The organism is Alistipes sp. AM16-43 (genome assembly GCF_003435745.1).
GTDB lineage: Bacteria > Bacteroidota > Bacteroidia > Bacteroidales > Rikenellaceae > Alistipes > Alistipes onderdonkii.
Genome location: NZ_QTUQ01000004.1, coordinates 39169 through 53941 on the forward strand (window position 1 = coordinate 39169; position 14773 = coordinate 53941).

9 protein-coding genes are annotated in these 14773 nt (G+C 59.8%); 5 read left to right on the top strand and 4 right to left on the bottom strand.

Annotation, left to right across the window (positions count from 1 at the left end; genetic code table 11):
• Positions 1 to 23: 23 nt before the first annotated feature.
• From DW189_RS08750 to DW189_RS08760, 3 genes are read left to right on the top strand one after another with little or no spacing between them, the layout of a single operon-like run.
• On the top strand, positions 24 to 3374 hold the full coding sequence (locus DW189_RS08750) for a SusC/RagA family TonB-linked outer membrane protein (protein ID WP_117507595.1): 3351 nt from the start codon (positions 24 to 26) through the stop codon (positions 3372 to 3374).
• A 13-nt stretch (positions 3375 to 3387) separates the two neighbouring features.
• On the top strand, positions 3388 to 5070 hold the full coding sequence (locus DW189_RS08755; RefSeq protein ID WP_117507597.1) for a SusD/RagB family nutrient-binding outer membrane lipoprotein: 1683 nt from the start codon (positions 3388 to 3390) through the stop codon (positions 5068 to 5070).
• An 18-nt stretch (positions 5071 to 5088) separates the two neighbouring features.
• Positions 5089 to 6759 carry a BACON domain-containing protein gene (locus tag DW189_RS08760; protein WP_117507599.1) on the top strand — a complete coding sequence of 557 codons (1671 nt, stop codon included), beginning with the start codon at positions 5089 to 5091 and terminating at the stop codon, positions 6757 to 6759.
• Between the two features lie 527 nt (positions 6760 to 7286).
• Here DW189_RS08760 and ribH read toward each other — a convergent pair.
• Positions 7287 to 7817, bottom strand: a complete 531-nt coding sequence (gene ribH / locus DW189_RS08765) for a 6,7-dimethyl-8-ribityllumazine synthase (protein WP_018696147.1) — start codon at positions 7815 to 7817, stop codon at positions 7287 to 7289.
• Between the two features lie 9 nt (positions 7818 to 7826).
• Positions 7827 to 8510: a tetratricopeptide repeat protein gene (locus tag DW189_RS08770; protein ID WP_018696148.1), complete on the bottom strand. Its 684-nt coding sequence runs from the start codon at positions 8508 to 8510 to the stop codon at positions 7827 to 7829.
• A gap of 238 nt (positions 8511 to 8748) precedes the next feature.
• Here DW189_RS08770 and recF point away from each other — a divergent pair, with 238 nt between their 5' ends.
• Positions 8749 to 10134 carry a DNA replication/repair protein RecF gene (gene recF, locus DW189_RS08775; RefSeq protein ID WP_117507601.1) on the top strand — a complete coding sequence of 462 codons (1386 nt, stop codon included), beginning with the start codon at positions 8749 to 8751 and terminating at the stop codon, positions 10132 to 10134.
• A gap of 14 nt (positions 10135 to 10148) precedes the next feature.
• Positions 10149 to 10421: a DUF721 domain-containing protein gene (locus DW189_RS08780; protein ID WP_055202647.1), complete on the top strand. Its 273-nt coding sequence runs from the start codon at positions 10149 to 10151 to the stop codon at positions 10419 to 10421.
• A 333-nt stretch (positions 10422 to 10754) separates the two neighbouring features.
• Here DW189_RS08780 and DW189_RS08785 read toward each other — a convergent pair whose 3' ends face one another.
• Both DW189_RS08785 and DW189_RS08790 read right to left on the bottom strand, forming a co-directional pair.
• Positions 10755 to 11954 (bottom strand): OmpA family protein, encoded by a 1200-nt coding sequence (locus DW189_RS08785; RefSeq protein WP_022333859.1) that lies wholly within the window; start codon positions 11952 to 11954, stop codon positions 10755 to 10757.
• Positions 11955 to 12107: 153 nt separating this feature from the next.
• A complete protein-coding gene (locus DW189_RS08790) occupies positions 12108 to 14660 on the bottom strand; it encodes an adenosylcobalamin-dependent ribonucleoside-diphosphate reductase (RefSeq protein ID WP_055210650.1) in 2553 nt (850 codons plus the stop codon).
• Between the last annotated feature and the right edge of the window lie 113 nt (positions 14661 to 14773).

The following is a 14773-nucleotide window of genomic DNA, read 5'->3' on the forward strand; positions in this document are numbered from 1 at the left end:
AACCGAATTAAAAAATCAACAATATGAAGCTTAAAACATACATACGGAATGCTTTGGCAACCGCGGTAATGTTGCTGGTCGCTTCGGCCGCCTGGGCCCAAAGCCGCAACATCACGGGCATCGTGTTCGACACGGACGGCAAAAGCCCGCTCGTCGGGGCCACCGTCATCCTGAAGGGGACTGCGACAGGCACGATTTCGAACGCAGACGGAACCTATACGATCCATGTGGGCAGCGACAACGACGTGCTGGTCTTCCAGTCGCTGGGCTATGACCCGCAGGAGGTCACGGTCGGAAGCCGCACCACGATCAACGTCACACTGAAAGAATCGGCGCAGAAGATCGACGAAGTGGTCGTCACGGCCCTCGGCCTGACCCGCTCGGAGAAATCGGTCGGCTATGCCGTTTCGAAAGTCTCGGGCGACGAACTCACTAAATCCATATCGAGCAACTGGGTGACGGGGCTCAACGGCAAGGTCGCCGGTATGTCGATGTCCTCGGCGGGCACCGGCCCCGGCGGTACGGTACGTGTGACGCTGCGCGGCGACACGTCGCTCAACTACGGCGCCAACGAAGCGCTGTTCGTCATCGACGGTATCCCGATGAGCAACGGCTCGGTAGCATCCGGTTCGGGCGCCAACTACGCCAACAGCAACGCCCCGGTGGACTTCGGTAACCCGATCTCCGACCTCAACCCCGACGACATCGAGAACGTCTCCGTCCTCAAGGGCCCCGCCGCAGCCGCGCTTTACGGTTCGATGGGCCAGAACGGCGTGGTGCTCATCACCACCAAGTCGGGCCGCGAACAGCGTGGCATCGGCGTTACCTACAACGGTTCGGTGACCTTCGAGACCGCAGGCTTCTGGCCCGAATTCCAGGAGGAATACGGCCCCTCGGCCGTCACCACGTCGCTCACCAACCGCGTCGCATCGGCATGGGGCCTTCCCGGCACGATGACCTATGACGGGCAGCCCGTCCGCCAGCAGATTTCGCGCTACACGTACGGCGAGCATTTCGACTCCAGCAAGCTGCGCTACCTCTACATGTCGAAGAACTGGGAGACCGGGGAGTTCACCCCCCTGCCGTGGGTATACGCCGACGACTGGTTCACCGGCCTCTTCGAAACGGGCGTTACGTGGAGCAACTCGGTGACCATCGACGGTTCGACGGGCAAGGGTACGAGCACGCGCTTCTCGTTCACCGACCTGCGCAACGACTGGATCACGCCCAACTCGGGCTACGAACAGCAGACCTTCGCACTGGCCCTGAACCAGAAGATCAGCAAGGCCATCAAACTGGCGGCAAAGGTCAACTACATCCGCAAGAACAGCGACAACATGCCCATGTCGGGTTACAGCCAGGGTTCGCCCATGTACGGCCTGATCTGGGGCTACAACACCAACCCCATCTCGGCTTACCGCGACGAGTACATGCAGGGCCGTTATACCTACGCCAACTACCTGGCAGGCAGCGGCGAGGACAAGTACAACACCACTTCGGGGCTTATCTACAACAGCCTCGAGGGCCACAACCCCTACCGCACGCTGTACGAGGAGCTGAACAAACTGGATCGTGACCGTATCTTCGGCAACGTGAGCATCGACTTCACTATCCTGCCCGAGCTGACCTTCACGCTGCGCGGCGGCTTCGACGCCAATATCGAATGGCGCTCGCAGCAGAAACCCTTCATGTCGCTCGACAACCGCTACGGCATGTACCGCGAGAAGACCATCCGCCGCTACGACTACAACTCGGACTTCCTGCTCAAGTACAACAAGCTGTGGGATCGCTTCGGCGTCACGGCGGCGTTCGGCGGCAGCGTCCTGCGCAACAAGTACTACTCGACCACCATCACCGCCTCGCAGCTGAGCAGCGAAGGCCCCGGCATGTATTCGTTCGCCAACGCCGCGGTAGCCCTCGACACGTCGCCCTACCGCAGCAACCGGCAGACCAACAGCCTTTACGGCTTCGTCAACCTGTCGTGGGACGACACCTACTTCCTCGACCTCACGGCCCGCAACGACTGGTCATCGACGCTGGCTCCCTCCAACTGGAGCTATTTCTACCCGTCGGTATCGGCCAGCATCCTGCTCGACAAGGCGTTCAAGATCAACTCCCCTCATGTCAACATGATCAAGCTGCGCGGTTCGTGGGCACAGGTGGGTAACGACACTTCGGTCTTCTCGCTCTACGACGACTACTCGACCACGGACTATCCGGGCGGCGTCACGCTGCCTACGGCCAGCAACTACCCGTACATCCTCCCCGAAAAGACCAGCAGCTGGGAAGTCGGCCTGGAAACCAAGTTCCTGGGCAACCGGCTCAATGTCGACGTGGCGCTCTACAAGACCAGCACCCGCAACCAGATCATCAGCGCCGAAACGAGCGCCGAAACAGGCAGTACGTCCCGCAAGATGAACGCCGGCCTGATTACCAACAAGGGTGTCGAGGTCACGTTCCGCATGGTTCCCGTCCGCACGAAGGACATCAACTGGGAGATCAACGGCAACTGGTCGCTCAACAAGAACAAACTCAACGAGCTGCAGAACGGATGGGATCCCGCAACGCCGTTGCAGACCTCGACCTCGACGACCATCGGCAGCCGTATATTCGTCTACTCGTACGTGGGCAAGTCCATGCACCAGCTCTATTCGGCCAGCCACTACGAGTACGCGCCGGAAGGCTCGACCTACACGGACGAAAACGGTAACCAGGTCGACTGCTCGGGCATGCAGATCATCAACGCCAAGACCGGCTACCCGCTGCTGACCAAGGAGACCGACTCCAAGAAGTTCGAGCACCTGGGCAGCGTAATCCCCGACTGGAAGGCAGGCTTCGGCACGACGTTCCGCTACAAGAACCTCTCGCTGAGCGCGCAGTTCACGGCGCAGGTCGGCGGCGTGGCCTACTCGGTGACCAACTTCGCACTCTCGTACCAGGGCAAGCTGAAGAACTCGCTCGCCGGACGTGACGACGGCCTGGTTCTGCAGGGCGTCAACGCCGTGGACAACGGTGACGGCACGGTTTCCTACCAGAAGAACACCGCCGTCACGGAGAACATCTACACCTACTACCAGTCCTACAAATGGGTACGCGACAACGGCCGCGAAAACACGTTCAGCACCGACTTCCTCAAGTTCAAGGAGTTGCGCATCGACTACCAGCTGCCGAAGCACCTGATGGCCAAGACCCGGTTCCTGCAGGGCGCGTCGATCGGGTTCTTCGCCACCAACCTCTTCTGCATCACCGACTGGCCGCAGTTCGATCCCGAGGCGGCGGGTCTGGTCAACGGTACGAACATTTACCCCGGTATCGAAACCGTCACCTTCCCGATGACGCGTACCTACGGTATCAACATCAAACTTCAGTTCTAAAACCGCGAACACCATGAAATACGCAAAACATATCCTGATACTCGCGCTGCTCGCCGCATCGGGCGCATGTACGAACGATTTCGAGGATTACAACACCAATCCGAACAAACAATCGGAAGGGTCGGTAGCCCCCATCGCGCTGCTCGAACCGCTGATTTACAGCTCCACGAACAGCTATTCGTCCTACATGCTGAGCATCGCCAACGAAATTTCGCAGGTCACCGTGGCCAAGTCGACACCGCGCCGCGAACACTGCTACAACCTTGCCGACGGCAACTTCAAGGCCATCTGGAACCTCGGGTACAAATGGGCGGGCAACGCCAAGCACATGTACGACCTGGCCGTGGCCCAGGGTCAGCCCAACTTCCAGGCCATCGGCCTGACGCTGAAGGTCTACAACATGTCGATCCTCACCGACATGTTCGGCTCGATCGCCTACCGCGAGGCTCTCAAGGGCGGCGAGGGCATCAACACCCCGCATATCGACTCGCAGCAAGAGGTCTATACGGCCATGCTGGAGGAACTCGAGCTGGCCAACTCGCTCTACAACGCCAGCCTGGGGCTGGACGACCCCACCAAGGACGGCATCTACGGCGGCGACATCGCCAAGTGGCAGAAATTCACCAACACGCTGCGCCTGCGTCTGCTGATGCGCGTGAGCGGCCGTAACAACGCCTTCACCCCCACGGTCGGCGAGCAGATCAACCAGATCATCTCCAACCCGGGTAAATACCCCGTCTTCGAGTCGAACGACGACAACGCCACCGTGAAGTTCTCCGGCAGCGCGGAGTATTACAAGACCTATTTCAACTCCAGTTCGTTCCCCGACGACAAGAGCCTGTCGAGCGACCACCACATCGCCGCACAGCTGCTCGACCTGCTCTACGACGCTTCGGACGGCTTCGTCGACCCGCGCCTGCGCATCTGGATCAAGCCCCGTTACGTCCAGTATCCCAGTGCGACCGAGCCCGATGTGATCCGCGAAATGATCGGCGCCGTCTCGGGCTGTACGATCAACTACAACGGCATCACCTCCATCAGCGAACGCGAACCCTACCTGCATTACGAAACGCTGGTGGGCGACACGCGCCCCAACCACATGCTCGACTACGACGAGCTGCTCTTCATCAAGGCCGAAGCAGCGATGAACGGCTGGATATCGGGCTCCGCCAAGGAGTATTACGAAGCGGCGATCACCGCGTCGTGCCAGAAATGGGGCGAATACGGCATTTACGCCTCCTACCCCGAACTCAACGCGTCGAACAAGATCGAACTCAAGACCGTAGCCATCACGCAGAAGAACATCGCCGCACTGCTGGCGAGCGACCACGTAAAATGGAATAATACCCAGCAGCGCCTCGCCGAGCAGAAATGGCTCTCGCTGTTCTGGGTCATCGGCTTCCAGATGTACCACGAAATGCGCCGCACGGGGTATCCCGAGTGCAAGACCGGCATGGGAACGATCGAGCTGAACGCCACGGGCGGCAAGTTCATCGCCCGCTATCCCTATCCGTCGATCGCGATCGCCAACAACCGTGCGAACTATACGGCCGCATTCGAGGCACAGGGCGGTACCATCAACGACAACACCATGGTCTTCCCGATCTGGTGGAGCGGCCAGGCCGTCGCCAAGGATGCCGGGCAGCCGTGGGAACACTCGTTCCGCAAGAATGTCATCGCCGAAGAGAACTTATAATCTAAAAACGAACGCACTATGAACGCGAAAAACATATTCCGCAACATAAGGGGCCTGGCCATGTCGGCGCTGCTCCTGATCCCGGCGGCCTTCGTCTCGTGCAGCGACGACGACACGGAGGGCGGCAGCCCCTACTTCCGGCTGGAGAATACCGTCGTATCGAGCAAGCTGGTGACCGCCTCCTCCGACCTGGGTTTCGATGCCGAGGCCATCATCGGCGACGCCACGCTCGAACTGATCCGTTACGACATCCGTTCGAACTGCAACTGGAGTGTCGAATGCAACTCCACGGACGGAGACTGGATCAAATTCTACCCCAAGACAGGCCAGGGCGACGGCAAGGTACGCTTCTGCCTGGACGATAACGACGCCAACACCCCGCGTTCGGCGACGGTCGTATTCCGCTATGCGGACGGCAGGCAGACCGAAACGACCCTCGTCGTCAACCAGAGCGCCAACGAACCTTACATCCGGTTCGTCGTCAACAACATCGAGACGAACGAGATCGTAGCGGGACGTTATGCCGCCCATTACGACATCAGGGTCGCGTCGAACGTGACGCCGTTCTACGAACCCGAAAAAGCCGAATGGGCAACCTTCACCGAGACGGGCAACGGGACTTTCACGCTCGACATCGAGGAGTATCCCGAGCAGCCGGCATCCCTGAGCCGTGATTTCAGCATCGCCTTCAAGGGCAGCGGCCAGTACAAGGACATCAGGGCCGACCTGAACATCCTGCAGGACATCACGCCGCAGATCGAGATTACGAGCGAGGACATCGGCGACGACCTGGCACTGCCCCCGTTCCCGGCCTACCAGCCCAATGCATTCACCTTCAAGGTGAAATCCAACTGGGACTGGACGATTTCGGTTGCCGAGAACGCATGGATCGAGGTCACGCCCTCGGCCGGCGAAGCGGACAAGGAGTATGTCATGACGGTGAAAGCGACCAGCAACCTCTCGCTCGACGAACGCTCCGCTTCGTTCTCGATCATCTCGGACGAGGTGCTCGGCACCAAAGCCGTCAAGGAGATGTTCGTGACACAGGAAAGCCTGGCGGAAGGCGGGCCGCTGGAAGGTCTGGACGCCCCGGTAAAGTGGTTCTTCAACGGCGCCTCGGGCACGGACTACACGGCCATGAAAGAGCAGTTCGAGCAGAACAACAAGCTCATGGCCTCGTCGGGCGTAGGCTATATCTCCTACTTCCACACCTTCAACCCCGACGGCAGCCTGCACCCCAACAGCACGCGCATGATCGGCGGTACGGGACAGCCTTACGTCACGGGAGCATGGAAGGGCGACTACTGGTTGTTCGAAGTTCCGGTCAAGAACTTCAAGTCGGGCACGAAGGTTCGTTTCACGGGTCTCACGCGCATCTCCGGCACCGGACAGAAGTACTGGAGCCTGCAATACATGGACGGTACGAGCTGGAAACCGGCGACCGACACGCAGACCGCAACCGTCAACGGGGAACAGATTACCTACACGCATCTGGTACCGACGGCCAATATGCAGATCGACGAGACAATGACCTTCGCACGCGGTATCAGCGACGGCAGCGTCAAGATCCGGTTCTATTGCGAAGCCAACACCACGGGCGGCACGGAACCCAACGGCGGTACGATCCGCTGGGCAAGCTCCGCCGATAACGGGTACAACGACAGTCCGGTCATTCAGGTTGTCGAATAACACCGTTCGATCCCCATACCGAAGAGGGAGGCCTGAAGGCCTCCCTCTTCTTTTATTCCGTCCCGGGTGGCAGCGGCGATGGCGGTGGTACAGGCCTCCGAAGGCCGGGCCCGCCGGGCCCGAGGCACATGCCTTTCCGTCCAAGCCGTGAATGGCGCCCCGGAGCATATCAGGCGGCGGAGAGGGACGCACGGGCGCCGACACGGACACACAACACGCGGGCACACGAGTTCAAGACGCACAGCGCACGGCGCTGGACACCCGGTTCACGGCGCAAGGCGTACCGGCACACAGTACACAATTCACGGAGCACCGGAGCATCAACGCACGGTACACAATTCATGACACACCGAAAAAACGGAACACCAACGCACAGCACACGGTTCACGGAGCACGGTTCCCAGAGCACAGGACACGGATCATAGGTCATGACACACGGACGCAACTGATAACCGCTACGCACCGCCGAAAACGCCGCAAAAAAGGGAGCCTATGAAAGGCTCCCGTTAATATCTGTACCAAAGTCGTCAGTTGATGTTCCGCCGGTCGGGTTCGTGGTCGGGAGAAGCGGCTTCCATGTCGATCTGCAACTTGACCATGTTGATGGCCGTCGCAGCCGCTTCGTCGCCCTTGTTGCCGTGGCGGCCGCCGCAGCGGTCGAGCGCCTGCTGCATGTCGTTGACGGTCAGCACACCGAATGCGATCGGCATATTCCACTGAATCTGCAGTTGGGTGATACCCTGCGTCACGCCCTGGCAAATGAAATCGAAATGGCGCGTATCGCCCTGGATGACACACCCGAGCGCAATTACCGCGTCGACATCGGTATACTCGGCGAAAAACTGTGCGCCGAGCGCCAGTTCGAACGTCCCGGGGACATATTTGATCTGGATGTTCAGGTCGGGGCATCCGGCGGCACGCAACGTGCGCACGGCGCCTTCGAGAAGGGCTTCGGTGACCTCGCGGTTCCACTCGGCCACGACGATGCCGAACCGCATCTCGGCGGCCGAAGGCAGGGGTGAATCGAATTGGGAAAGGTTATGATTCTTGGTCGCCATAGTCCCCGGTTATTTTATGCTGCCGAGAAGTTTCTCCGCGTCGCGCGCGTCCATCGACGCAGGGTACGAAGTCAGTATCCGCTCGTAGTATGCGGCCGCTTTCGCGCCGTTGCCCTGAGCCTGCTCGGCCAGACCGGCTTTGCGGAGGTACATCGGAGCGGTGAGGTTGTTGTCGGCAGCCGCTACGGCTTTGTCGTAGAATTTCACGGCCTTGGCGTAGTCCTTTTGCTCGACGGCGATGTCACCCTGCAACCCGTAGTTCTGGGCGTTGATCAGCGCACCCGGGATACCCTTCACGGGCGAATACCTGGCCAGGAATTCGGCGGCATTCTCCAGGTCGCCGGCCTTCAGGTAGCAGATGCCGGCGTAGTGTTTGGCAAGATTGCCCGAAGGGGTCGAGCCGTACTTCTCGATCACCTCGAGGAATCCGGCGCCGTTGGCATCGCCTTCGAGTGCCAGCGCATAGTCCGCATTCTGATCCTCGAAACGGTACTGCGCCTCGGCGATCATCTCGGCGGCCTTCTCGGCACGCGGCGACACGACCAGTGCGCGGTAGCCGAAAACGAGGGCTGCGAGCACCAGCAAGCCGAGGAAAACATACGACAACATGCGGCCGTTCTTCTCGAAGAAAAACTCAGTTTTGTTCATTGCTTCGCCGAGGGTTTCCTGCTCGGCGACATGCTGTTTTGCCATAAAAATCTATCTTGTTTAGTTTATAATTCCGTACGTTAGGCAGCAAAGATACAAAACTATTCACAATGTACAATGCCGCATCCCGATTTTTTGCAACTCGGGATACATGCGACGGGCGCAATGCCCAAATAAATTTGGCATTGCGCTCGGCTTGCACTATCTTTACAGAACACAGGCGGCGCCTCGGCAATGCCCAAATAAATTTGGCATTGCGCTCGGCTTGCACTATCTTTGAACCATGTATCTGAAGAAAATATCGCTGCTCAACTTCAAGAATATCGCACAGGAGGAACTCGCCCTGTGCCCCGGCATCAACTGCCTGGTGGGCGACAACGGGGCGGGCAAGACCAATGTCATCGACGCGGTCTATTACCTCTCGATGTGCAAGTCGTCGCTGGCGATGACCGACGGGCAGAGCGTCCGCCACGGCGCGGATTTCTTCCTCGCCGAAGGACAGTACCTCACCGATGCGGGCAAGACGGAGAGCGTCGTGTGCTCGTTCTCGCGCAAGGGCGGCAAGGTGCTCAAACGCAACGGAAAGGAGTACGAACGGCTGTCGGATCACGTGGGGCTGATTCCGGCCGTGATCGTGTCGCCGGCCGACAGTGCGCTCATCAGCGACGCCGCGGACGAACGCCGCCGCTACCTCAACGGCTTCATCTCGCAGCTCGACCGCACCTACCTGGCCGCCGTAATGCGTTACAACGGCGTGCTGGCCGAACGCAACCGCCTGCTCAAGAACATGCCCGACGAAACGATGCTCCGCATTTACGACCTGCAACTCGTCGAGCAGGGCAACCGGATACACGCCCTGCGGCGGGAGTTCACGCAACGGCTGCAACCCGTCGTCGCGGACTATTACCGCACCCTCTCGGGCGACCGCGAGCAGGTCGAACTGCACTACAAGTCGGAGCTGAACGACCGGCCGTTCGACGAACTGCTCCTCGCGGCACGGCAGAAAGACCTCGCCAACGAATTCACCACGGCAGGCATTCACCGCGACGACCTGGTGCTGAAAATCGGCGGCTACCCCCTGCGCAAATACGGGTCGCAGGGACAGCAGAAATCGTTCCTGATAGCCCTCAAACTGGCGCAATACACCATCGTCGCCCGGGAAAAGGGCGAAAAACCGATCCTGCTGCTGGACGACCTCTTCGACAAGCTCGACGCCGGGCGCGTGGAGCAGTTGATCCGCCTCGTGTCCGAAGATTCGTTCGGGCAGATCTTGATCACCGACTGCAACCCCACACGGCTGCGTACGATCCTCGACAAGGCGGGCGGCGAATATGCGCTTTTCACGGTCGGGAACGGGGCGGTGACGCAGGGGAATGCAACGGCAACGGCTGCCGCGGCAGACCCGGACAAAGGATCGGCCGGAAGCCGGCCCGGGAATGCGACAACGGACGGGGCTGCGGAACCGATGGAGGAAAAAACACCGGGACAGACCGGGACTGCGGCCGCGGAACGGACGGAAGGGCAAGCCGGGGAATCGCCGGCGGGAGAACCCGCGCTGCGGCCTTCGGAACCAGTCCCGGCACCGGAGCCTGCCGAAGAACCGGCAGCAGAACCCGACGGCAACGGGGCACGCCCCGGGGATGCAGCATCGGAAGGAGGACGGCCATGAGACGGACGAAGACCATGCTGATGGGCGACCTGCTGGAGGAGTTTTTCAAACGCCCCTATGTCGCCGCGAAAGTCGCCGAAGGCAAATTGCCCGACACCTGGCGCGAGATCGTGGGCGACCGCGCCGCGGAGATTACGACCGAGCTGAAAATCGAAAACCACATCCTCTATGCCCGCATCCAGTCGAGCGTGCTCCGCTCGGAGCTTTTCTACCAGCGCGAGGCGCTCAAGGAGGAGATCAACCGCCGCTCGGGCGTGCGGCTGGTCAATGCCGTGATTATCCGGTAAAACACACAGCCGCCACCACCCGGCAAACACAGGGCTGCCGCAAGACGGGCGGTCAAATACAGGGCCGCCGAACTCCGGGCCGCAGGAAACAGAGCTGCCGGAAACAGGCTCCCGAATCAGTACCTTCGGAGTCAGGGCTGCCGAAAACCGGGAGCCGGACGCCGCGGGCAAATCCCCGGCCAACGCCTGTGAATCTCCGGCCAAGCAACTCCCGGCCACGACAGGCGAAGCCCCGGAAACAGCAGCCCCGGAAATCAGGACAAAAAAAGGTGCAGGACAATCCTGCACCTTTTTCTTTTCTACTTCGGGGGAAGCCCGCAGCCTCGCTCCCGATTACTGGATAATCGCGGCACGGTTGGCGGCCTGAACCTTCTTGAACGGATCGGGCGAGTTGCCCTTGCCCTCGTAATTCAGCTGCTTGGGGTTGACGCCCTTCGATACGAGGAAGTCGAATACCCGCTTGGCACGGTGCTCGGCGACGCGCTTGTTTCCGGCCTTGGTTCCCGTCTGCTGGTCGGCATGGCCCACGATCTGGTAAACCATGTCCTGCGGGCCGTTCTTGATCTTCTCGGCCACCAGCTCGAGGCGGGTCTTCTCCTGCGGGGTCAGCCACGACATGCTGTAATCGAAGAGGATGATCGAAGTATCGGCTGCAACCTGCTCCTCGGCGGCAACGACGGTAGCGGCCGCGGCGGCAGTAGCTGCCGCAGCTGCGGCATCGGCCGTGGCGGCGAGCTCGGCCTGCGAGGCGGCAAGCTGCTGTGCCAGCTGGGCATTCTCGACCTCCATGGCGGCGGCAGCGGCCATGCTGGCGGCTACGGCGTCCTGGAAAGCCTGGATGTCCGCAACGGTATAGCCCGCAACACCGCGCTGCCAGCCGCGCTTGTTAAAGCGGTAGGTGAAACCTGCCGTAGCGCTGAAGCCGAACAGGTAGGAGCCGTCCATCGCAACGGGGCTGACCCGCGAAGGCGCTATCAGCCCTTTGAGTTCGATATTGAAATCGAACGACGGCGAAATGCGGAACTTGTTGAGCCAGCCCAAAGTGAACGCGAACGACTGGTGCGTACCCGAACCGTTGTTCTCGTGGCTCTTGTCGGTGAAGTTCGAGGCCATATATCCGAAACCGGCGAACGGCACGGCATAGTAGGCTCTGTCTTCACGATAACCCCCTGCCCAGTTGGAGAAGTTGAGCATGAAATCGGCATGCACGAACAAATAGGGCCATTTCGCCTTGCCCAGCACATCGTCGAAATTGGCGAACCGGCCGCCCTGCAGCTGGAGGCGCATACCGGTCACCGGATGGAACCATTTGGTAAGGCCGAAGTTGGCCTCGAAATTAATACGGTCGCCGAAACTCCCCTGGTTGGTACCGTTGGAAAGGGCCGTACCGGCACCGCCCCCAAGCGTAATTTCCCAGTTATCCCAGAAACCGTTCGACACGAAACCGGCGAAGCTCGGTTTTTTGGGCGTGTCCTGCGCCCACACAGACGTAGCCAATGCCACGGCTGCCAACAATAGAATAAGTTTTTTCATGGTCAATAATATTTAATCCCAATAATAAAGTTTCTCTTTTCCCGAAACCGTTAATTGACAGGTCATAGCACAAAAACAGCGCCGAACCCGCACAAAAAAGGCTGGAAACGTGTGTTTCCAGCCTTTTAAGCTCAGGATTAAATCTTTACAGAATCAACCGCACTTCGAATAACCGCACGACATGCACGTAAGACAGCCATTCTGGTAGGCCATATTCTCCTGTCCGCAGCTCGGGCACTTGCCTTTCGACTTGGTGCCGTCGACGATATACTGCTTCAGGGCGCGGCAGACGCCCGTCTTCCACGTGTTGATCGACTCGCTGTTCAGGTGGAGCGATTCGATCAGCGAGACAGTCTTTTCGATCGGCATACCGTGGCGCAGGACACCCGAGATCAGTTTGGCGTAGTTCCAGAACTCCTCGTCGAACAGACGCGAGATACCGCCGATGGTATTCGTATAGCCGTAGCGGTCAGTATACTGGAAGTCGTAACGCTTGGTGCCGTCCTCCTCGCGTACCTTTATAATATAGCCCTTGTCGATCTTGCGGGGGATATACATGGCATCCTCCTCGATCTTACCGGTGAAGACCTCGTAGGGGCGACCGTCCTGCAGGCCCACGAAGGCGATCCAGTCCTCGGTGCCGTTCTTGAAACGCACGATGTCGGCCGGGATCGACTTGGGACGCTTGGGCACCTGTCCGGGATGCTCCTCGCACTTCGGCTTCTTTTTGGAGCCCTTTTCAAGCAGCACACCGTCGCGGCAGCCGTCGCGGTAAACCGTGACGCCCTTGCAGCCGCATTCCCAGGCCGTGCGGTAAACCTGCGCCACGAGCCCCTCCGAAACATTGTTCGGCAGGTTGACGGTCACCGAGATCGAGTGGTCGACCCATTTCTGGATCGCACCCTGCATCTTGACCTTGGCCACCCAGTCGATGTCGTTGGCCGTAGCCCCGTGGTAGGGCGAAGCGGCCACCCACTCCCCGAGCTCCTCGTCGGAGATCGTCGCGAGCTTCGACGTGTCGTATCCGTTCGCCTCGAGCCACTTCACGAAGTTGTGGTGGTAGACGTTGTATTCCTGGAACTTTTCGCCCGTTTCATCCTCATAGTCCACATGCGTGTCCTTGTCGGAGGGGTTGATCTTGCGGCGGCGTTTGTAGACCGTGCGGAACACCGGCTCGATGCCCGACGTGGTCTGCGACATGAGCGACGTGGTACCCGTGGGGGCGATGGTCAGCATGGCGATGTTGCGGCGGCCGACCTTCTCCATCTCGGCGTAGAGTTCCGGGTCGGCCTCGCGGATGCGGGCGATCATCGGATTGTCCTTCTCCTTGGCTGCGTCGTAGACCGGGAAGGCACCGCGCTCGGCGGCCATCTTCACCGAAGCCCGGTAAGCCTCGACAGCCAGCGTCTTCTGCACCTCGACGGCGAATGCGATCGCCTCCTCGGAACCGTATACCAGTCCCAGTGCGGCGAGCATGTCGCCTTCGGCCGTGATGCCGAGGCCCGTACGGCGGCCCTTCTGCGCCATGCCGAGGATCTTCTTCCACAGCTCCAGTTCCACGCGGCGCACGTCCTCGTCCTCGGGGTCGGCGGCGATCTTCTCGATGATCTGCTCGACTTTTTCCAGTTCGAGGTCGATGATGTCGTCCATCATGCGCATGGCCATGGCCACGTGCGACCGGAACTTATCGAAATTGAACTTCGCATCCTTCTTGAACGGGTTGTCCACATAGCTCAGCAGATTGAGCGCCAGCAGGCGGCACGAATCGTAGGGGCAGAGCGGGATTTCACCGCAGGGGTTGGTCGAAACCGTCACGAAGCCCTCGTCGGCATAGCAGTCGGGCACGCTTTCGCGGATGATCGTATCCCAGAACAGCACGCCCGGCTCGGCCGACTTCCAGGCATTGTGGATGATCTTGTCCCAGAGCTTCCGGGCGTCGATATCCTGCTCGTATCGGGGGTTGTCCGAATTGATCGGGAATTGCTGGTGGTATTTCTTGCCGGCGATGGCGGCACGCATGAACTCGTCGTCGATCTTGATCGAAACATTGGCGCCCGTGACCTTGCCCGTGTCGACCTTGGCGTCGATGAAACGCTCGGCATCGGGGTGCTTGATCGACAGCGAGAGCATCAGCGCACCGCGGCGGCCGTCCTGCGCCACCTCGCGCGTCGAGTTGGAATAGCGCTCCATGAAAGGCACGATACCCGTCGACGTGAGCGCCGAGTTGAGCACCGGGCTGCCCGTGGGACGGATGTGCGAGAGGTCATGCCCCACGCCCCCGCGGCGCTTCATCAGTTGCACCTGCTCCTCGTCCATGCGGAAGATGCCGCCGTAGGAGTCGGCCGGATGCTTGTGCCCGATCACGAAACAGTTCGAGAGCGAGGCCACCTGGAAATTGTTGCCGATACCCGTCATCGGGCCACCCTGGGGGATCACATACCGGAAATGATCCAGCAGGCCGAAGACCTCCTCGCGCGACATCGGATTGGGATACTTGCGCTCGATGCGCTCGATCTCGGCTGCGATACGCTCGTGCATCTGTCGGGGTGACGTTTCATAGATATTGCCGAAAGAGTCTTTCAGGGCATATTTGCTGACCCATACCGTCGCGGCAAGGTCGTCCCCGTCGAAATACTTTTTCGACTCGGCAACCGCATCGTTGTAATCGACTTTTTGCGGCGCTTCGGGTTTTACGGCTTTAGACATAACTGTTATTGCTTTTATTTCAGATTTTTAGCGTCGATCCGGGCGAAACCCGGTTCTACAAAATTCATTCTTTTCTATGGAATAACCCAATGCACAGCACCAAACTTATCCAC